The organism is Chitinibacter sp. ZOR0017, assembly GCF_000799095.1.
GTDB classification, from domain to species: Bacteria; Pseudomonadota; Gammaproteobacteria; order Burkholderiales; family Chitinibacteraceae; genus Chitinibacter; species Chitinibacter tainanensis.
On sequence record NZ_JTLG01000023.1, the window covers coordinates 39,579 to 57,448 of the forward strand.

The window sequence follows — 17,870 nt, forward strand, 5'->3', positions numbered from 1 at the left end:
ATTACTGGCCGGTCAGTGCCGTTTTCATCGATTCAATGCGCCGCTGCAGGAAGGTGACAGAGGCCTGATAGCGGATCGCATTGTCGGTAAATTCTTTCATCTCGGTATCCATATCGACGGTATTGCCATCGATCGAGGGCTGCCGCTCGTTGCGGTACTGCAGCCCCGGGGTAAAGAGATCGATGGTTTGGCTGGGCTGCAGATGCCGGGCATTGCTGGTGGCCAGCTGCGCCGGGGCCTGCTGCTGGCGCGCCGCCTCGTAGGCCGCTTTAAAGTCAAAATCGCGCGCCTTGTAGTTGGGCGTATCTGCATTGGCAATATTGGAAGCCAGCACTTCCTGGCGGTACGAACGCAGCTTGAGCGCTGTTTCCTGATTGCGAAAATGATTGTCGATTTTTGACAGCATGCCGAGGAGCTCCATAAGAACAGCCTAATGCAAGCACAAAATATGCCAACGCTAAACGCACTCAGCTTCCCGCGCTGAGCGCCTGATTTAATGGCACTTTTAGCACGCCCCGGGGCCGATCTGCGGGCGCAATGGGCAAAACCGCTCGGCGGCAGCGGCAAGGCTTGCCGCCACGGCTAGCAGCCATGCGGCAATCGCAATAAAAAAGGGATACCCAAACAGGTATCCCTTTCAAATCAATATTGGCATTAGCCTCTAGGGCCATACCCCCGACACTAGCAACCGCGCATAATCACCTGCTCGCGCACCGTACTGGCCTGCAGCTGCACTTGCAACACCGCTAGCGCGGCCGCGGCATTGGCAGCACCGCACATGAATAAATCCACCGCCGCATAGCCATGCTCGGGCCAGGTATGGATGCTGATGTGCGATTCCATCAGTAGCAGCATGCCAGTCACCCCTTGCGCAGGGCCAAAATGATGAAAATGCTGCTGCAACACCTGTGCTTGCCCGGCACGGGCGGCGGCCAGCATGGCGGCGGCGATTAGGTCTGGATCGGCCAAGCAGCTGGCCGGGCAGCCGCTCAAGTCGGCGATTAAATGCCGGCCCACGGCCAGATTAGGCGGGGCCAAGCTGGCCAGCGCCTGCGCATCACGCTTCATTTATGCCCCCCACCCGAGCTCCAGCCACCTGAGGACGAGCCACTACTCCAGCCTCGGCTGCCCCCGGATGAAGACGACGATGACTCACTGCAAGACGAGAGATTAAACAAGGTGCAGATGGTGATGATGGCTATACAGTAGAGCTTATACAAACCGGCTTTCATTCATCATCCCCATTGCCTTGACTCAGCGGCCAATGCAGCGCATAGGCGGCAATCCCCGTCCAGAACAGCTGCTCGATCAGCTCATCGGCAAACAGCGCCAGCGGCAGATTAATGGCCAGCAAAATCAGCGTATAGCGCCAGGCCAGGCTACGGCTCACCTCGCCATCGTCGCCCGCTGGGCGCAGGCTTTTAATGTCTTGTTTACCAAACCACTGCGCGATTTGCTGATTACTCACCACCTTGGCTTGCGACCACACGACTTCTTCGGCGTTGACTTCTTTACTGAGCGTGAATTCGCCCTGCCGGTATTCCTGCAAATGCACCCGATCGCCAACGCTCACCCGCCAGTTAAACGCCCCGGCGGCATACAGCACTTTGGCGCCATAGGCGGGAAAACGCTGTGGATAGCGCTGGCCATCGAGCACCACATGCTGCGCGCTCCAGCTCTCCGGCAGACGATTGAGCACCGTCACCCAGCTCCAGCCATCTTGCGCTTCCACCAGCCAGCGAAAGCCTTGCTGCCAGTTGTACAGCAGGTATTCGGTCCAGTGGCTATCCGCATCATCGGTTTCGGCCATTTCGATCAGGCCGATGACGGTCCATTTCACGCCTTCGATCATCGCGCCATCGCCGCAATCCAGCGTGGCATGATAGCGCTCGGCCTCGGTGTGCTTGGCCAGCACCAGCGCCCGATCGCCCGAGCAATCGACTTCCGAACCACACGCCGCGCAGACCAGTTGCGTCGCCACCCCGGCTCGATACGGCAAAGGGCTGCCGCAATTGGGGCAGTCGAGCACATGCGCCGCACCCTTGATGCGCCCGGCACTACGCTGAATATCTTCATCACTGCGCAGCAATTGCATTTGCAGCGCCGCAAGCTGCACCGCCTCACCCACATAGAGTTGCGGCTGGGTTTGCGTTGCGGATACATCGGAATAATCCAGCGTCAGAAAGCGCTCGCCACTGCGACAATCCACAACCTGCGCCTGATAGCCGTTGCCTACCACAAAGGGCAATTCGCCCTGCCCGCCGACGCAATTGGCCACCCGCTTGTCGGTCACCACAAATGCTCGCCCGCCGTGCTCGTAACGCCCTTCGGGCTGCAGCGCTGTCCAGGCTGGCGCATTGCTGGCCAGCCCCAACGGCAAAGTCACCATATACTGGCCGCTGGCATCGGCTAGCCAGCCAAATTTGCCATCAGCAAAACCAATAAACCACTCATTCCACAGGCCTGCGGCGTAGCGCAACTGAATCCGCCCCAGCACCGTAAACGCGCTCCCGGCAAAGACGCCGCTGGCGCCAATTTGCAGCGGCGAATAGTCTTCGAGCACCTGCCCAATCTTGCCAAGGTCTTTCACCTCGTCAGCATTGCGCAGCACCCGGCTCTGGCAATACTCGCAGACCGCCAAAGCAGAAATGGTGGAGCGAAAAAGCACCTCAGCGCCACACGAGGGGCAAGCGGCACGGAACATCAACAATCATCCTTCATTCTGTTATCGCCCCGGCTGCCACTCTGCATATTCAGCCAAGCCCTCATACCCCAGCCAAGCCTTACGGTGTGAAGTCCAGATATGCATCCCGCCTCGAATCCCCGGATCGTCTTGCAAGGTACCTACGCGCACAATCAGGTTTTCTTGCCCGGCTTTTTCACCATACAAATGCGTGCCGCATTCGCCGCAAAAATAGCGCGCTTTGCCCGGTGATGATTCAAAGAATTTGAGCTTATTTTGCCCCGCCAGCACCCGAAAATGCGCACGCTTGGCGCCCGCCACGCTATTAAATGGCGTACCGAGTACGCGGCGGCAAGTATCGCAATTGCAATGAATTACCGGGGTAAAAAACTCATCCACTTCATATTGCACCTGACCGCAGGCGCAGGCTCCCTGTATGCTCATTCTTTGTCCTTGTGGTATTCATCAAACGCCCAGTACGCCCACATCATGCAGACTGCGCCGACCACACCCAAAATCATCACCAGTGTACTCATCGCATTGCTCCAGAATTAACCAATCAGTTTTTTCAGCACTTCCGCTTTCGCGCTGTCGTAATCGGCCTGGCTAATCAAGCCTTGATCGAGCAAGCCTTTAAGCTGGCCGAGTTTGGCTTGCGGGCTGTTTGGATCTGCGGCCGGTGCAGTACCCTGCTGAGGTACTGGCTGCTGAACTCCACCTGCCATAACTCCCACACCCATACCCCCATCAGTGCCAATCACCACCCCGGCGCCCGCTGGCGCTGCTGCGCCGCCTAGCCCCAGGGCATTGGTCATTGCACCGGCCATCACTTGCCCCACACCCACCCCAGCGGCCATACCGGCGCCGATACCCGCCAGACCGCCTTCGTTTTGCGCTGCGAGCGGAATGGCGTTGGCGGCTTGGTATTGGGTGTAGGTTTGCATATTGCCGATCATGCCCATCGTGATGCGCGTGTCGATGGCTTTTTGCAGTTCTTCGGGCAGGCTGATGTTTTCTACCGCGAAGTTATCGAGCTCAAGGCCGTATTTGGCAAACACCGGCGTTAAAGCTTCGCTGATTTTCTGACTCATCAGCCCCTGATTGCCCGCCATATCGAGGAAAGGCACGCCCGCGCCGCCCAAGGCCGAGGTCATCGTGGCGACGACGAGGTTGCGCAATTGCAGCTCGAGATCATCCCGCGTGTACACCTCACGGGTGCCGCTGATTTCGCTAAAGAACAGTTTCGGGTCGACCAATTTGTACGAATACACGCCAAACGCGCGCATCCGCACCATGCCAAAATCGGCGTCGCGAATCGTAATCGGCTGCGGCGTACCCCATTTGCGACCGAGCTGCAGGCGGGTGCTAAAGAAATACACGTCTGATTTAAACGGCGACTCGAACAGCTTGTCCCAGTTTTTCAGGTAAGTGAGCACCGGCAGCGTTTGCGTGGTGAGCTTATACATGCCCGCGCCAAACACATCAGCGACTTGGCCTTCATTAATAAACACCGCCGCTTGCGATTCGCGCACCGTGAGGCTGGCACCATACTGAATCTCGAAATCGGCCATCGGATAGCGATACGCCAACACGCCATCGCTGTCCTCATTCCACTGCAGAATGTCGATAAATTGCTTTTTAATAAACGAACCGAGACTCATGATGTGCTCCATCTGCCAAGCAGAAAAATGCTTAAAATAAACCGCTTAAAATGTCCAAAATAGCATCGAGGCCGAACTCTAAGCCCCATTCGATCGCTTCTTCCAGTAAATCGGATCGCAACTGATCTTTCTCTCGCGTACCCATCATTTACTCACTAACCGCGGTGGGAGATTATTTGCGCGTAATACGTCGACTTAAACTGGCCGTCGCTTGGGGTTTGGGTAAGGCCGAAGTAGGATTGATCACTCGCAGGTCATCGCCTTGTTCGGAGTTAATTTGGCGCCCGAATAAAAACCCGTTGATGGTGAATTCCCCGCCAAAATTAATGACATTACCGAATACAAAACCATCGACTTTAATTTTAGCGCCAGCTCGTATCGTAATTGAGCCAAACACAAAGCCATCTACTTTGCAGATTTGCCCGGCTTTGACTTCTAGATGCCCCAGATGGAAACCATCGATCTTTTGACGCGTTTCAAATACCGACGACTGAAAAACCATATTGATTCTCCAACACGTAAATTAAGACAAACACCCCGCATTAATCACCCCGACGGCCACCGAGATACACCCGGCGAGTATCCCCACCGCCACATTATTGGCCGCGATCTGCGCGGGCATACCCTTGATGCATTTCACCAGAAAGGCATACACACCAATCTGCACTACCCCAGCCAGCGCGCCCCAGATTAAAAAGAATTCCAGGCGGTTTAAGTGCCAGGCGCTAGAGGCCAGCGCCAACGAAAACCCGATCAGCGCGCCGGCCAGCGATAAGGCCGCGGCCACGTTGCCTTCACGGATCAGCTTCAATTCGTCGTAGGGCGTAATTTTGATGTACAGCATCGCAAACACAATCAGCATCGCGACGCCGCTGGCGAGGTAGCTGAAATAGCCAATCAGCGGGGGCAAGTAGCTGGCAAACATGGGTATTCCTTACTTGTCTCAGGCATAATGCTGTCATTTTGCTCTAAAGCTATCGAAATATCCATGCGAGAAAAACTGCTGATCCTTTCGGTTTTTATTGTTGCCTCTTGCGGGCTGGCCTATGAGCTGATCGCCGCGGCCCTGGCCAGCTATTTGATGGGCGATTCGGTGTTGCAGTTTTCCTCGATCATTGGCTGCTATCTGTTTGCGATGGGCATTGGCTCGCATTTATCCAAATACGTGCCCGAAGGACGCACGCTGGATCGCTTTATCGAGATTGAGCTGCTGGTGGGCCTGATTGGCGGCTTATCGGCGACCTTGCTGTTTGTAGTGTTTGCCTGGGCGGCCGCGCCGTTTCGCTCGGTGCTGTATGCCTTGGTGTTTCTTACCGGTACGTTGGTGGGAATGGAGATTCCGCTGGTAATGCGGGTACTGAATCAGCGCAAAACCGATTTTGCCGAGCTGGTCAGCCGCGTGCTGACGTTTGACTATATGGGCGCGCTAGCCGTATCGCTGCTGTTTCCCCTAGTGCTGGCACCGCATCTGGGGCTGGCGAGATCGGCGCTGCTATTTGGTTTGGTGAACGTGGGCATTGCCTTACTCACCACCAAAATCTTCCGCCACGAATTAGCCCACGCCAAGCTGCATCTGTTACGCGGCGGCGTGGTGGCGCTGGTGTTGCTGGGCGCGCTATTGGGAGCGGATAAGCTCACCAAATGGAGCGAAAAAACCCTGTATGGCGATGAAATCATCCACGCGCAAACCACGCCGTATCAGCGGCTATTGATTACGCAGTGGAAAAACGACACGCGCCTCTACATCAACGGCAATCTGCAGTTCTCCAGCCGCGATGAATACCGCTACCACGAAGCGCTAGTTCATCCGGTGCTGGAAAAACTGCCGCAGGCCAAATCGGTGCTGGTGCTCGGTGGTGGCGATGGGCTGGCGGTGCGTGAGATTTTGAAATACCCGCAGATCGAGCACATCACCTTGGTCGACCTTGACCCGGCGATGACTGATTTATTTACGCATAACGAAAAACTGGTCGGGTTTAATCAACACTCGCTATCCAACCCGAAAGTCAAAGTCGTGAACGCCGACGCAGCACAGTGGATCGAGCAAAACCAGCAGATTTTCGATGCAATAATTATTGACTTCCCCGACCCGAGTAATTTTGCACTGGGCAAATTGTATTCGGTGCCGATGTATCGCCTGGTGAAAAAACACCTGAGTGAAAACGGGCTGATGGTGGTGCAATCGACGTCCCCCTTGCATGCCCCCCGCTCGTATTGGTGTATCAACGAGACCTTAAAAGCCGTAGGACTATATACCACCCCATATCATGCCTTTGTGCCGTCGTTTGGCGAATGGGGTTTTATTCTGGCGAGCAACAAGCCCGGCTATACGCCACCGACGTCGTACCGCGTGAAAACGAAATTTCTCGATGGCGAAACCACGCGACAGATGTTCTTTTTCCCGCCCGATATGCAGCCGGTTAAGGTCGAAGCAAACCAGTTGAATAACCAATCGCTGGTGCATTATTTCGAGCAAGATTGGTCGCAGGTGATTCGCTGATGTTTGCGATGAATCGCCGCCAATTTTTGCAAAACAGCGCCGCACTGGGGCTGGCGATGACGCTACCGGCCTGTCGCGAGCTGAGCCACTGGGGCATCCCTATCCGGGTGTATCTGCCTGGCATGCAGGAGGGGCATCGCTTGCGCGACCATACCCCCCTGCCCAAACCGAGCGAAACTCGTCGAGTGAAAGTGGCGATTTTGGGCTCGGGCGTGGCGGGCTCGTTTGCCGGCTGGCGGCTACAGCAGGCCGGGTTGCGCGATGTGGTCTTAGTCAGTGGCCCCGAGCCGGCCGGCAATGCCGCCGCTGGGCAATTTGGCGCCAGCGCGGAGAGCTCCTATCCGCGTGGGGCTCACTATTTGCCCCTGCCATCGCTGGCCTCGCGCCATGTGCGCGAGCTATTGGCGGCCATGGGCGTCATCGAAGCCGACCCGTACAGCGAACGCCCCCGCTACAACGAAACCGCGCTGATTCATGCGCCGCAAGAGCGGCTGTGGGTACGTGGGCAATGGCAAGAAGGCTTGTTGCCACATCAAGGCATCCCCGCGGCCGAAATCGCCGAGCAGCAACGCTTTATGGCCGCCATGCAGCAGCTGCAGCATGCGGTGGGCGCGGATGGGCGCAAAGTGTTTGCGATACCGCTGGCGCTCTCAAGCCAGGACCCACAGTGGCGCAGGCTGGATCAACTCAGTTTTGCCCAGTGGCTGGCGCAACAAGGCTACCGCGCGCCCAGCCTCTTGTGGTATCTCGATTACGCCTGCCGCGATGATTATGGCATTGGCCTGGCGCAAACCTCGGCCTGGGCTGGGTTGCACTATTTCGCCGCGCGCGGCGGCGAAGCGCAAAATGCCGAGCCGGGCGCAGTGCTTACCTGGCCCACCGGGCTCAATCCAATTTTGCAATTTATGCAACAGCCCCTACGCCAAGCCGGTGGCTGGCTGCCGGGTATGGCGGTGGCGCTGCAGCCAGAAGATCAGCACATGGCGGTGGATATATGGCAGCAAGGCAAAGTGATCCGCCTGCTGGCCGAGCGGGTGATCTGCGCCATGCCGCTGCATGTGGCGCAGCGTTTGCTGGATTTACGCACGCTGGGCTATGAGCCCGCCCAAGCCTTGCCGCATGCGGCCTGGCAGGTGAGTAATTTTCTGCTCAAACGTTATCCGGCCGAGCCCGCGCACACGCCGCTGAGCTGGGATAATGTGGTGTACGGCAGCCCCAGCTTGGGCTTTGTGAATAGCACTCACCAGCTGATCCGCGCCGCCAAACCCGCGCACACCGTCTTTACTGCCTATCACGCCTACGCCGGCCAAGACCCACGCCAGGTGCGCGCGCACTTAGCCAGTGCCAATGCAGATGCGCTCTATCAAACCGCAGTGCAAGATTTGGCCACCGTGTACGGGTTCGATCGCCCCATCATCGCCCAGGAACACATCGCCGCCGTCGAAATCACCCTACGCGGCCACGCCATGAGCAGCCCGATTCCTGGTTTTTTAAGCCACAGCGGCCTCGCCGCCCTGCGCCAGCACAGCGGGCAGATTTTGTTTGCGCACAGTGATTTAAGCGGGCTATCGGTATTCGAAGAAGCCAGCTGGTGGGGCGAACAGGCGGCGCAGCGGGTTTTAGGCTGAGCTGTCTCTAGGCAATAAAAAACCCGCCAGCAAGCTGGCGGGTGCTAGGTAGGGCGAAAACTTGCCTTATTTCTTCAGCAGGCCGTTATAGATGGTGTTCACCAATTCGGCATCGGGCATGTCTTGCGAAATTTCCCAGGCCATAATCCCGCCCAGTTTTTTCTTCTTGGCAAACTCGATCTTTTCTTTGATCAGCTGCACATCGTCGTATACCCACACGTCTTTGCCATTCACTTTCCAAGCTGCGCGAGTTTTCTCATCCCTAAATACCGTGCCTGGCAGGTTTTTCAGGTAAGAATAGGGCGCCACGCCGGGCTCTAAGGGGCCTTTGGCTTTGGCAATGACAGGCTGATACATGCCATTGTTTTCTAGGCTATTGACGGTCCAGCCATAACCATAGAATGGCACGCCCAGCACCAGCTTATTGCTTGGCACCCCGCGGTTCAGGTAGTCATCCACCGTGCTATCCACCGAAACGCGGTCTTTCGCGCCGCCAATCAAGGTGGCATGGTGACCCGTTGTGGCCGACCAAGGGCCGGTAAAATCGTAGGTCATCAGATTAATCCAGTTCAGCGATGGAATAATCTTATCGAGCTCCATTTTCTCGGATTTAGACGTCGGCGCTGGCGCGGCAATCGTTAACAACTGCCCCGGTTTAACCGCATCGAGCTGTTTACGGAATTCGGCCAACAACGCGGTAAAGTTTTGCGTGTCTTCAGGGCGCACAATATTACCGTCCGCCCCGGCTGCCGCTGGGTATTCCCAGTCGATATCAAAGCCGTCAAATACCCCGGCCGCGAGGCCTGGTACGACTTTACCGTTTTGATCTGGTACATCGCCTTTGATGTAGGCATCCACACACGACTTCACAAAGGCCGCGCGATTAGCCGGCAAGGCCGCATCCGAGAAGTATTTCGACCAGTTCCAGCCACCCAGACTGATCACCACTTTCAGATTCGGGTATTTCTTTTTCAGCTGTTTGAGCTGATTCCAATGACCAAACAGGCCATTGTCCCCTTTGTCTTCTTTGCCATCGAGAGTGTAGGCCGCATCGATCGGGTGCCAGTAATCATCACCCGCCGCGCCCACGCCCTCTTTATCCACGCCCACCACGCAGCGATTGTCTTTCACATTGCCGAATGCGTATTCCAGCACGGTGATTTTGCCAGCTGCGCCGCTGGTATCGAGGGTTTTCGCATAGAACTGCGTTGTGTGTTTTGCCCATGCCGGGAAGTACATCACCGATTGCGGGCTAGTCGGGCCGGCCACACCGGCGGTGACAGGGGCGATGCCAGTCGGTTTGCTATCGTCCTTGGCTACTTCCACTGCAATCAGTTTCAGATTGTCGATATAGGCGTCTTTGCCCGCGCCTTTGGCTGAATCCCATTGTTCCCACTTGATATGAAAATCAAAGCGCGCGCGAAAATCCAGCTCGTAGTGTTCCCATTTTTTGCTGTCTTTCAGGCGGTTAGGAAAGCCATTGGCCGTACTGGCGATCCAATACTCCTTGCGCCCAGGATGACCATCATCAATCCCCAACGTACCGCCGCAGTTATTACCGCACATGCCCAGATAATCAAATACGATCTTATATTTGCCGGCCGGAAACTTCTGGCGGCTGAAAATATCGCCGATATTCACCGGTTTATCAAAGCGCGCGGCTTTGTTTTCCGGGTTTAATGGATCGGGCTGAATCGAAGTAAAGATAGGTGATTTATCTTCGCCACCCTGACCTACCCATTTGGCAAGATCGGTATTGAAATCATCCTCAAACACCACGTTTTCCGCGTGGGCAAAGGCACTGGCCAGCAACAAAGGTAATAACAGCTTTTTCACGACAACTCCTCCAAATCAAGCCTTGTGGGTATGCCCAAAAGGGTAATGGAGTCGGCGGTTTTCCCTTAATTTTTATCCGGCAGTGTCGGTTTTGTAGCACAGTTCGCACCGGCTACACACCGCTGCCAAACCGCTGTGCTTATTTGCATTTTTTCCGCTTCGGGCACTGCGTGCAGTCTTTTACCTCATTGAGTTTTTCCAGGCTCTGGCTCAAGGCACAGACCGAGCGACGGCAGGCGAGGAAACGCACATTCTCTTCATTGGCCAGCTCGCGGTAGGCTTTCATCACGTTGTGGCTGAGAAAATCGGTAAACAGGATCAGCAAATCAGCGCCATTGAGGCTGGCCGGTTTGCGCTGATGGGCCACATTGCGGCCGCTCACATGTTTATGCACTTTAATCCCGTGCTCGGCCAGGACTTGCGGGATATTGCCGAGGACGTCGGCACCAACCAGATAGGCGTTCATTGCGGCTTCCTTGTCAGTTTCAGTTCAGATGAGAATGATTATCATATAAACGATAATTATTCTCAATAGCATTAGTGTGAATTTTCTATGAACGGCGCAAAGTTTGCGCTAGCGCAAATTCACCGCTGCTGCGGCGGGCGGGGGTTGCGCTGGGTCAAACGGACGGGCCCACAGTTGCGGCTTAATACCCTCACCTCGCTGCGCAGGCAGTGGTAAGGCGCCCCGCGCGCGGCCCCGGTGTCCGCTGGCGGCCACACATAAGGACTCCACCGATGCTGTTTTTGATTCCCAAAGAAATCCAGCGCGACGAAACCCGCGTCGCGGCGTCACCCGATACGGTGAAAAAACTGGTGCAACAGGGCCATCAGGTGCTGGTGCAAAGTCAGGCGGGCCTGGCGGCCGGCTGGACCGATGAAGCCTATTCGCTGGCCGGCGCCAGCATTGCCGCAGATACCACCACTCTGTATGCCGCCAAAGGCATTATTTTAAAAGTCGCGGCGCCCGATACCCACGAGATTGATCAATACGCCGCCGGCTCGGTCTTGATTGCGCAGCTGCACATCCATCGCTTTCAGCATCTGCCGCAACTGGCGGCCCGGCAAATTGATACCTACGCGCTCGAGCTAATCCCGCGCATTACCCGCGGCCAAAGCATGGATGTACTGTCCAGCCAGGCCAATATTGCCGGCTACCGCGCGGTGCTGCTGGCGGCGCAGTATTTCCCGCGCTTTATGCCGATGTTTATGACCGCCGCCGGCTCGGTGAAACCGGCGCGGGTGCTGATTTTGGGCGCCGGCGTGGCCGGTTTGCAAGCCATTGCCACTGCCAAACGCTTGGGCGCGATTGTGGAAGTCTTTGACGTGCGCCCCGCTACCCGTGAACAGGTGGAATCGCTGGGTGCCAAATTTATCGAAGTAGCCCTCACCGCTGAAGAACAAGCCGCCTTTGCCCATACCGGCGGTTATGCCAAAGAAATGTCGGCTGATTATCAGGCCCGCCAGCAGGCGCTGATTGCCCAGCAAGCGGCGCTGGCCGACATCATCATCACCACCGCCCTGATTCCGGGCAAACCCGCGCCTGAGCTGATCAGCGCCGACACCGTGGCCGCCATGCGTCAGGGCAGCGTGATTGTGGATCTGGCAGCGGGTCTGGGCGCCAATGGCGGCGGCAATTGCCCGCTGTCACACCCGCAAGACGTGGTGCGCACGGTCAACGGCGTCAGCATCGTCGGCCAAGCCAATCTGCCTGCGCTGATGCCGGCTGATGCCTCGGCGATGTTTGCCCGCAATGTACTGACTTTCCTTGGCCTGCTGCTGAATGCCGACGGCCACTATGCGCCTCAGCTGGATGACGACATCGTGAAAGCCACGCTGGTCACCCATGCCCAGAGTGTGTATTTCGCTGCAGCCCAAGCTGCGCCTGCCCTGCAGAGCCATACCCAGAATAACAACAAGGAAGTTGAGGAGTCCGCATGTCAAGCCTAGCCCTGGCAGCATCTGCTGCAGCTCATCTGCCCGCCACCAGCGGGCCCGACCCCATCATCGCCAGTCTCACGATTTTCGTGCTGGCGATTTTTGTCGGTTATCACGTGGTATGGAATGTCACCCCCGCCCTGCATACGCCGCTGATGGCGGTCACCAATGCGATTTCCGGCATTATCGTGGTGGGCGCCATGCTGCAGGTGGTGGATATCCACGCCCAGCAGATCACTCTCACCAGCGTGCTGGGCGCGATCGCGATTTTCCTCGCCAGCATCAATATCTTTGGCGGCTTTTTGGTTACCCAACGCATGCTGGATATGTTTAAAAGCAAAAAAGGGGAGCGCTGAGCATGGCTAATCTGACTGCGCTGTTATACCTCGTCGCGGCGGTGCTGTTTATTCTGTCGCTGCGCGGCCTCTCTTCGCCCAAAACCGCGCTGCGCGGCAATCTGTATGGCATGGTCGGGATGACCATCGCCATTCTGACCACCTTTTTTGTCGCCAATGAGCCGGTCATCTGGCTGATTTTGGCCGCGATGGCCGCCGGTGGCCTGGTGGGCGCCTACAAAGCCCGCACCGTGGCCATGACGGCCATGCCAGAGCTAGTTGCCGCCATGCACTCGCTGGTGGGGCTCTCGGCGGTGCTGATTGCGGTGGCGGCGGTGTTCCACACCGGCGTCAGCCACAGTGGCGCGCAGCAAATCGAGCTGTTTATCGGCGCCTTTATCGGCGCAATTACCTTCACCGCCTCGGTGGTAGCGTATGGCAAGCTCTCTGGCCGTTTTGGCGCCAAAGCGCTCAATTTCAAAGGCCAACATCTGCTGAATCTGGTCTTGGCGCTCACCATGCTGGGCTTGGGGCTGGTGTATTACGCCACCGGCAGCGCGGCGGCGTTTTTAATGATGCTGGCCGTGGCCTTGGCACTGGGGGTACTGCTGATTGTGCCCATCGGTGGTGCGGATATGCCGGTGGTGGTGTCCATGCTGAATTCGTATTCGGGCTGGGCCGCCGCCGGGATTGGCTTTACGCTGGATAACCCGGTGCTGATTATCGCCGGCGCCTGCGTGGGCGCCTCGGGGGCGATTCTTTCCTACATCATGTGTAAAGCCATGAACCGTTCCATCATTTCGGTGCTGCTCGGTGGTTTCGGTGCCGAAGTGAGCGCCGGCAATGGCGCGGCGGGCGGGGCGAAGAATTATCGCTCGGGCTCGGCCGATGATGCGGCCTTTTTGATGGAAAACGCCGAAAAAGTCATCATCATCCCTGGCTATGGTTTGGCGGTATCGCGCGCCCAGCATGCGCTGCAAGAGCTGACTGATCTGCTTACCGAGCGCGGCGTGGATGTGCGCTACGCGATTCACCCGGTGGCGGGCCGCATGCCCGGGCATATGAATGTGCTCTTGGCCGAGGCAGAAGTACCGTATGAAAAAGTCGTGGAAATGGAAGAGATCAATAGCGAGTTTTCCAGCGCGGATGTTGTTTTAGTCATCGGCGCGAACGACGTGGTGAACCCTGCGGCGAAAAACGACCCCAGCAGCGCGATTTACGGCATGCCCATTCTGGATGCCTACAAAGCGCGCACCGTGATGGTGGTCAAACGCTCGATGAATGCCGGCTATGCCGGGCTGGATAATGAGCTGTTTTACATGGATAAAACCATGATGGTGTTTGGCGACGCGAAAAAAGTCGTCGAAGAAATGCTGCAAGCCGTGCATTAAGCCGGCCACTTAGCCCCCCCGGCTCATCCAGCAGTACCTCTGATCGCCCCGCCGCCCCTCTGGCGCGCGGGGCGTCTATGCTAAAGCCGCTGGCGCACAGATGCATTTTCCTGGCCGGCGCGTTATCCTTGCCGACCTTCGACAGTGAGTCAGCCCATGAGCATAAGCCCTACCAACCCAACGCCTACCACTTCCGCCCAAGCCTGCCCCAAATGCGGTGCCCCGGCCGAACCGCAGAAAGCAGGCTCGAATCGCTACTGGGTACAGTGCAGCAAGTTTGGCAAAAACGGCAATTGCAACGCCATCAGCCAACAAGGCAGCAGCAAGAAAGAAGCCATCGCCAACTGGAATAAGCTGCGCTAAACCTACCCACCACATACCCAGTAGGGTATTAGCCTTAAAAGCCTACCCAACAATCGCTTGCAGGCCATACCCTATAAATCACGTGCTACTGCGACGGACCTTGCTGCAAGATATCCAGTAGCGGCAAATCGGTAATCCCCACCTCCACCCCCAGCTGCTGCAATAAAGTGCCCACTTGCCCGCGATGATGGGTTTGGTGGTTGAACATATGCTGCACCAGCACCCAGCGTGGCACGGTCTGGGTAAATTGATAGAGCCGGCTCGTCCACGTCACCGGCTCGGCCAGCCACTCGGCGCTCAGGCCGGCAGCCCAGCTGATCAGCTGTTGATCCAGCACCTCGCGCGCAGCGCTGAGGCTGGCAAAATCGGGATGGAGCAGCTCACCACAGGGCTGCGTCACCAGCGTCTGCTCGGTAAAGCGCCCCAGCCAGATTAAATCGCCCCACAGCAGATGATCGAGCGTGCCATGTACCGAGCGGAAAAACGCCCCGCGATCGGCCTGCCGCTGCTCTTCGCTCAGCTGTGCCGCGGCCTGATACACCTGCCGGTTTTGCCACTGATTGTAGGCCGCCATCAATTGCGGCAGATTGCCATCAAACATCGCCTTCCCCCGTTTGCGAATGAGCCTTTACCTTAGCAGCCTGCCTGGCTACCGCCCAACTTGATCAGTACGGCCAATAAAAAACCGCCCCGAGGGGCGGTTTGGTTAAACAGCGGTTCCGCGCAAGATTTAGCGACAAACGCCCAGATCTTGCCATACCCCCCAGGTGCCGCTCTGGCTTGGGTTTTCGTTCACCGTCCACCATTTGGATTGGTAATTATGCCCGCCGAACGACACCACGGTGCCCGCCACGCTGTATTGCGTGCTGGCCGACCAGGCGGGGGCGCAGACGGTGACGCCACTACCCGGTGTTGCCGTCGGTGCAGGGCTCGGGCTGGCCGTTGGTTTCACGGTGGGGGTGGCGGTGGGGTCCGGGCTTGGCGTCGCGCTGGGTTTCACCGTGGGCGTCGCCGTTGGGGCTGCGGTGGGCGCTGGTGTAGCCGTCGGCACGGCAGTGGGAACCGCGGTCGGCGCGGGCGTCACGCTTGGGGTCGCGGTGGGCTGCGCACTAGGTGTGGCCGTGGCGGCGCTGGCGACAATGCGCCAGACTTTACCGCTACCATCCGGGCCAGACTCGGTGGCTGGATCATTGCCCTGGCTATACCACATGGCGGTATAGGTCTGGCCGCCTTTAGTCACGCAGGCTCCAGCCTGATACACCGCAGTGGCTTCCCAAGCATTGCAGCCAGCGCCCGGCGCATTGGTGGCTTTCGGTGGCAAGGTAGGGATGGGCGCACTGCTACCGGTGCCATTATTCAGCCCCAGCGCTTTGAGTCGATTCCACAACCAGCCACCATCGTCGGCCACATTATCGGTGCCGGCAATCGACGTGGTTGAGCCACCACCCCAGATCACCGAAAACACATTTGCCGCTTTCAGCTGCGCCAAATGCCCGGTTTGCCAGCATGCGCTTTCGCTGCTTGGGCATTTGAGGAAATCTTTTACGGTGACGGCGCCATTAAGCACATAAGAGCTATTAGTCGGCATCGCCAGATTGCCGTAATAGGCCTGCAGATTGCTCGCCGCCGAATCCACATTGGCGTCGCCCAGGAAATATGTCGCATCGGAGCTAGCGTGATCGCCGCGGGTATCGACATCGCCATTCACTTGCAAATGCCCACCTGGCACTTGCCACAGCATCACTGGCTGATTGCCCAGCAATTGCGACACCTGCTTCACGTATTCGGTGTACACGCCATAGGTGGGCGCATTGTATAAATAACCGCCCTGCAGGCCATTGAGCGCCATTTTCGAGAAGACATCGCGCTCCCATTTATCAAAGGCGATAAAGTCGGGATTGAGCTGCGCCTCGGGGTTGCCGTAGGCCTTCATGGTGTAGAGAAAATCTTTCACCGCCTTGGCGTGTGGCGCGATCAAGGCCGAATTTTGGCTGGCCTGATGCAGCCAGCCGTGGCCGGTTTGATCACCCGCCCACACGTTGTAATGCCAGCCATACGGGATATTCGGGCCAAACTTGCGCACCAGCCAATTGAGAGAGCGAATGTAATTGGGCAAGGTGGTGTTAGCCGCCATAAACTCAGCCGGAATATCGGCTTTATTCAGGCCCAGATAATCAAACGCCTCGGTCAAGCCGCTGGCTACCGGTACAGCGTAATCAAACGACGTTGGGCAATAGCCGGGCTGGCAGGATTTATGCATTTCACCCAGAAAGTCAGGATTGAGCAGCAAAGTGGCCGGCACCGGATGCTTGGCATCCTTGTAGCCTTCCAGCTGTTTCAAGAGGCTAATCAGATTAATGTAGTGATTGCGCAGATAATGTTTGCTGCTGTCATTACTGAGATCGAGCTGGATGGTGTAGTGGCTGGAGCTGCCATCCACGGTATAAAACACAATCGTCGGCATGAAGGTCTGCCCGGCCAGATTGCTTTCCATCGCGCGGATATAGTGCATCAGCCGTTCCACCTTCACATCAGTGGTCAGAATGCTCTCGCGATCGCCATCTCCGCCCTGCCCGGCATAGCTAAACAGCGCATCGACCGGGCGCTGCTGCAACAGCGGTAGCTCCGAGCCCCCGTTAATCACGCCACCCATCGAAATTTTGCTGCTAGACCAGCCTGGTACGGCGGCGGCAATCGGGGTACTGAATTGGGCAGCCAAGAGCGCGCCCAGCACTGCGCGGCGCAGTGCGGTGTGGTTTGTTTGCATGTCTCTTCCTAATTCTTTTTAAAATAAAAGCGCGGAGCGCCCGTCTTTCTGCAGGCTTTCCGCTGCGCACCGTACCCCGATTACCGGACTAAAAAAACCAAGCAATCAAGTACGTAGCAACGATAGTTGGAAGAGGCCGCCAGGCGGTCAAGTGAAGCGCATCACAGCAATTGAGGCGCGCGGTGAATGGTCTTAGCTGGCCAACACCCGTCTGCCCGTGGCGGGCACCGCCAGCACATAGAGGTCACAGCATCGCCGAACTTGCAGACCAGTGCTTTTTGGTAGTTTGCGCTTGCCAACTACACATGCCGGTACAGTCGGCCAGCCAGCAGCCGATCAACGGCGTCAGCCCTTCGACAGCAAAAACGTCGTTGAAAGGTAAAAATCGAGCGAAATAGCGGCTTGGCGCCAGAACAAACCATCTATCAGCTTACGGAAAAACGCGAGAATAGTTTTCATATACTTTAGCGTGTCGTCAACTAACGGAGCGCCAACATGAATCCCAAAACGCTCGATGCACTGGAACTGATTGCCATCGAAGACGAAGCCCGCAAAGTGATGGAAACGGCGAAAACCGCCAGCTATCTGTATCAAACCGCCCGCCGCCTGCGCTCGGTAATGCAGCTAGAAATGATCCGTCGCGGCTTATTCGAGCGGCAAAAGCGCCAGCTTTTGGGTCGTTCTACGGCCTAAGCCGCACGCCCAAGCAAAAAAGCCATGCCGGCTGGCATGGCTTTTTTCATTGTTGCGCTCGTTTATCCAATGCCA

General features: G+C 57.1%; 18 protein-coding genes. 7 read left to right on the plus strand and 11 right to left on the minus strand.

The genetic code is table 11. The annotated features are described in order from the left end of the window. Nucleotide 1: 1 nt before the first annotated feature. From flgB to L991_RS09075, 7 genes are all read right to left on the minus strand, one after another. Entirely contained in the window at nt 2-406 is a 405-nt protein-coding gene (flgB, locus tag L991_RS09045; protein WP_028448601.1) for a flagellar basal body rod protein FlgB, read from the minus strand. Between the two features lie 275 nt (nt 407-681). Beyond that, nucleotides 682-1,068, minus strand: coding sequence for an adenosylmethionine decarboxylase (speD, locus tag L991_RS09050; protein ID WP_052190765.1), 387 nt, complete (start codon nt 1,066-1,068; stop codon nt 682-684). Nucleotides 1,069-1,228: 160 nt separating this feature from the next. Next, nucleotides 1,229-2,704, minus strand: a complete 1,476-nt coding sequence (locus L991_RS09055; RefSeq protein WP_052190766.1) for a DUF4178 domain-containing protein — start codon at nt 2,702-2,704, stop codon at nt 1,229-1,231. A gap of 21 nt (nt 2,705-2,725) precedes the next feature. After that, nucleotides 2,726-3,127 carry a GFA family protein gene (locus tag L991_RS09060; RefSeq protein ID WP_047394426.1) on the minus strand — a complete coding sequence of 134 codons (402 nt, stop codon included), beginning with the start codon at nt 3,125-3,127 and terminating at the stop codon, nt 2,726-2,728. A gap of 107 nt (nt 3,128-3,234) precedes the next feature. Beyond that, entirely contained in the window at nt 3,235-4,344 is a 1,110-nt protein-coding gene (locus L991_RS09065) for an SPFH domain-containing protein (RefSeq protein WP_047394428.1), read from the minus strand. A gap of 172 nt (nt 4,345-4,516) precedes the next feature. Continuing rightward, on the minus strand, nt 4,517-4,846 hold the full coding sequence (locus L991_RS09070) for a hypothetical protein (RefSeq protein ID WP_047394430.1): 330 nt from the start codon (nt 4,844-4,846) through the stop codon (nt 4,517-4,519). A 21-nt stretch (nt 4,847-4,867) separates the two neighbouring features. After that, on the minus strand, nt 4,868-5,269 hold the full coding sequence (locus tag L991_RS09075; RefSeq protein ID WP_034618613.1) for a DUF350 domain-containing protein: 402 nt from the start codon (nt 5,267-5,269) through the stop codon (nt 4,868-4,870). A 63-nt stretch (nt 5,270-5,332) separates the two neighbouring features. Between L991_RS09075 and L991_RS09080 the strand changes: the two genes are divergently transcribed. Further along, entirely contained in the window at nt 5,333-6,844 is a 1,512-nt protein-coding gene (locus tag L991_RS09080; RefSeq protein ID WP_047394433.1) for a polyamine aminopropyltransferase, read from the plus strand. Continuing rightward, nucleotides 6,844-8,472 (plus strand): NAD(P)/FAD-dependent oxidoreductase, encoded by a 1,629-nt coding sequence (locus L991_RS09085; protein WP_197053853.1) that lies wholly within the window; start codon nt 6,844-6,846, stop codon nt 8,470-8,472. The genes L991_RS09080 and L991_RS09085 overlap by 1 nt, the downstream gene beginning before the upstream one ends. A 66-nt stretch (nt 8,473-8,538) precedes the next feature. Here L991_RS09085 and L991_RS09090 read toward each other — a convergent pair whose 3' ends face one another. Together L991_RS09090 and L991_RS09095 are read right to left on the minus strand one after the other, a co-directional pair. Beyond that, a complete protein-coding gene (locus tag L991_RS09090) occupies nt 8,539-10,308 on the minus strand; it encodes a glycoside hydrolase family 18 protein (protein ID WP_052190767.1) in 1,770 nt (589 codons plus the stop codon). Nucleotides 10,309-10,447: 139 nt separating this feature from the next. Then, entirely contained in the window at nt 10,448-10,774 is a 327-nt protein-coding gene (locus L991_RS09095; RefSeq protein WP_028448592.1) for a DUF2325 domain-containing protein, read from the minus strand. Nucleotides 10,775-11,046: 272 nt separating this feature from the next. Between L991_RS09095 and L991_RS09100 the strand changes: the two genes are divergently transcribed. The 4 genes from L991_RS09100 to L991_RS09115 all read left to right on the plus strand — a co-directional run bounded on the left by L991_RS09100 (nt 11,047) and on the right by L991_RS09115 (nt 14,335). Then, on the plus strand, nt 11,047-12,258 hold the full coding sequence (locus tag L991_RS09100; protein ID WP_047394435.1) for a Re/Si-specific NAD(P)(+) transhydrogenase subunit alpha: 1,212 nt from the start codon (nt 11,047-11,049) through the stop codon (nt 12,256-12,258). Beyond that, entirely contained in the window at nt 12,246-12,602 is a 357-nt protein-coding gene (locus L991_RS09105) for a proton-translocating transhydrogenase family protein (RefSeq protein ID WP_245575229.1), read from the plus strand. The genes L991_RS09100 and L991_RS09105 overlap by 13 nt, the downstream gene beginning before the upstream one ends. A 2-nt stretch (nt 12,603-12,604) precedes the next feature. Beyond that, on the plus strand, nt 12,605-13,972 hold the full coding sequence (locus L991_RS09110) for an NAD(P)(+) transhydrogenase (Re/Si-specific) subunit beta (protein WP_047394437.1): 1,368 nt from the start codon (nt 12,605-12,607) through the stop codon (nt 13,970-13,972). Between the two features lie 156 nt (nt 13,973-14,128). Next, nucleotides 14,129-14,335 (plus strand): Lar family restriction alleviation protein, encoded by a 207-nt coding sequence (locus tag L991_RS09115; protein WP_052190768.1) that lies wholly within the window; start codon nt 14,129-14,131, stop codon nt 14,333-14,335. 85 nt (nt 14,336-14,420) lie between these two features. On the opposite strand, the gene L991_RS09120 is transcribed toward L991_RS09115, so the two are convergent. After that, entirely contained in the window at nt 14,421-14,936 is a 516-nt protein-coding gene (locus L991_RS09120; protein ID WP_047394440.1) for a DinB family protein, read from the minus strand. A gap of 129 nt (nt 14,937-15,065) precedes the next feature. Next, nucleotides 15,066-17,102 (minus strand): hypothetical protein, encoded by a 2,037-nt coding sequence (locus L991_RS09125; protein WP_047394442.1) that lies wholly within the window; start codon nt 17,100-17,102, stop codon nt 15,066-15,068. 495 nt (nt 17,103-17,597) lie between these two features. Here L991_RS09125 and L991_RS09130 point away from each other — a divergent pair, with 495 nt between their 5' ends. Continuing rightward, a complete protein-coding gene (locus tag L991_RS09130; protein WP_028448585.1) occupies nt 17,598-17,795 on the plus strand; it encodes a hypothetical protein in 198 nt (65 codons plus the stop codon). Nucleotides 17,796-17,870: the final 75 nt, after the last annotated feature.

Coding starts and splice junctions, on each gene's coding strand:
- L991_RS09055 (WP_052190766.1), bottom strand. CDS start 2,704: ATGTTCCGTGCCGCTTGCCCCTCGTGTGGCGCTGAGGTGCTTTTTCGC.
- L991_RS09130 (WP_028448585.1), top strand. CDS start 17,598: ATGAATCCCAAAACGCTCGATGCACTGGAACTGATTGCCATCGAAGAC.
- L991_RS09125 (WP_047394442.1), bottom strand. CDS start 17,102: ATGCAAACAAACCACACCGCACTGCGCCGCGCAGTGCTGGGCGCGCTC.
- L991_RS09115 (WP_052190768.1), top strand. CDS start 14,129: ATGAGCATAAGCCCTACCAACCCAACGCCTACCACTTCCGCCCAAGCC.
- L991_RS09060 (WP_047394426.1), bottom strand. CDS start 3,127: ATGAGCATACAGGGAGCCTGCGCCTGCGGTCAGGTGCAATATGAAGTG.
- L991_RS09105 (WP_245575229.1), top strand. CDS start 12,246: ATGTCAAGCCTAGCCCTGGCAGCATCTGCTGCAGCTCATCTGCCCGCC.
- L991_RS09095 (WP_028448592.1), bottom strand. CDS start 10,774: ATGAACGCCTATCTGGTTGGTGCCGACGTCCTCGGCAATATCCCGCAA.
- L991_RS09085 (WP_197053853.1), top strand. CDS start 6,844: ATGTTTGCGATGAATCGCCGCCAATTTTTGCAAAACAGCGCCGCACTG.
- L991_RS09075 (WP_034618613.1), bottom strand. CDS start 5,269: ATGTTTGCCAGCTACTTGCCCCCGCTGATTGGCTATTTCAGCTACCTC.
- L991_RS09110 (WP_047394437.1), top strand. CDS start 12,605: ATGGCTAATCTGACTGCGCTGTTATACCTCGTCGCGGCGGTGCTGTTT.
- L991_RS09100 (WP_047394435.1), top strand. CDS start 11,047: ATGCTGTTTTTGATTCCCAAAGAAATCCAGCGCGACGAAACCCGCGTC.
- L991_RS09065 (WP_047394428.1), bottom strand. CDS start 4,344: ATGAGTCTCGGTTCGTTTATTAAAAAGCAATTTATCGACATTCTGCAG.
- speD (WP_052190765.1), bottom strand. CDS start 1,068: ATGAAGCGTGATGCGCAGGCGCTGGCCAGCTTGGCCCCGCCTAATCTG.
- L991_RS09080 (WP_047394433.1), top strand. CDS start 5,333: ATGCGAGAAAAACTGCTGATCCTTTCGGTTTTTATTGTTGCCTCTTGC.
- L991_RS09120 (WP_047394440.1), bottom strand. CDS start 14,936: ATGTTTGATGGCAATCTGCCGCAATTGATGGCGGCCTACAATCAGTGG.
- flgB (WP_028448601.1), bottom strand. CDS start 406: ATGCTGTCAAAAATCGACAATCATTTTCGCAATCAGGAAACAGCGCTC.
- L991_RS09070 (WP_047394430.1), bottom strand. CDS start 4,846: ATGGTTTTTCAGTCGTCGGTATTTGAAACGCGTCAAAAGATCGATGGT.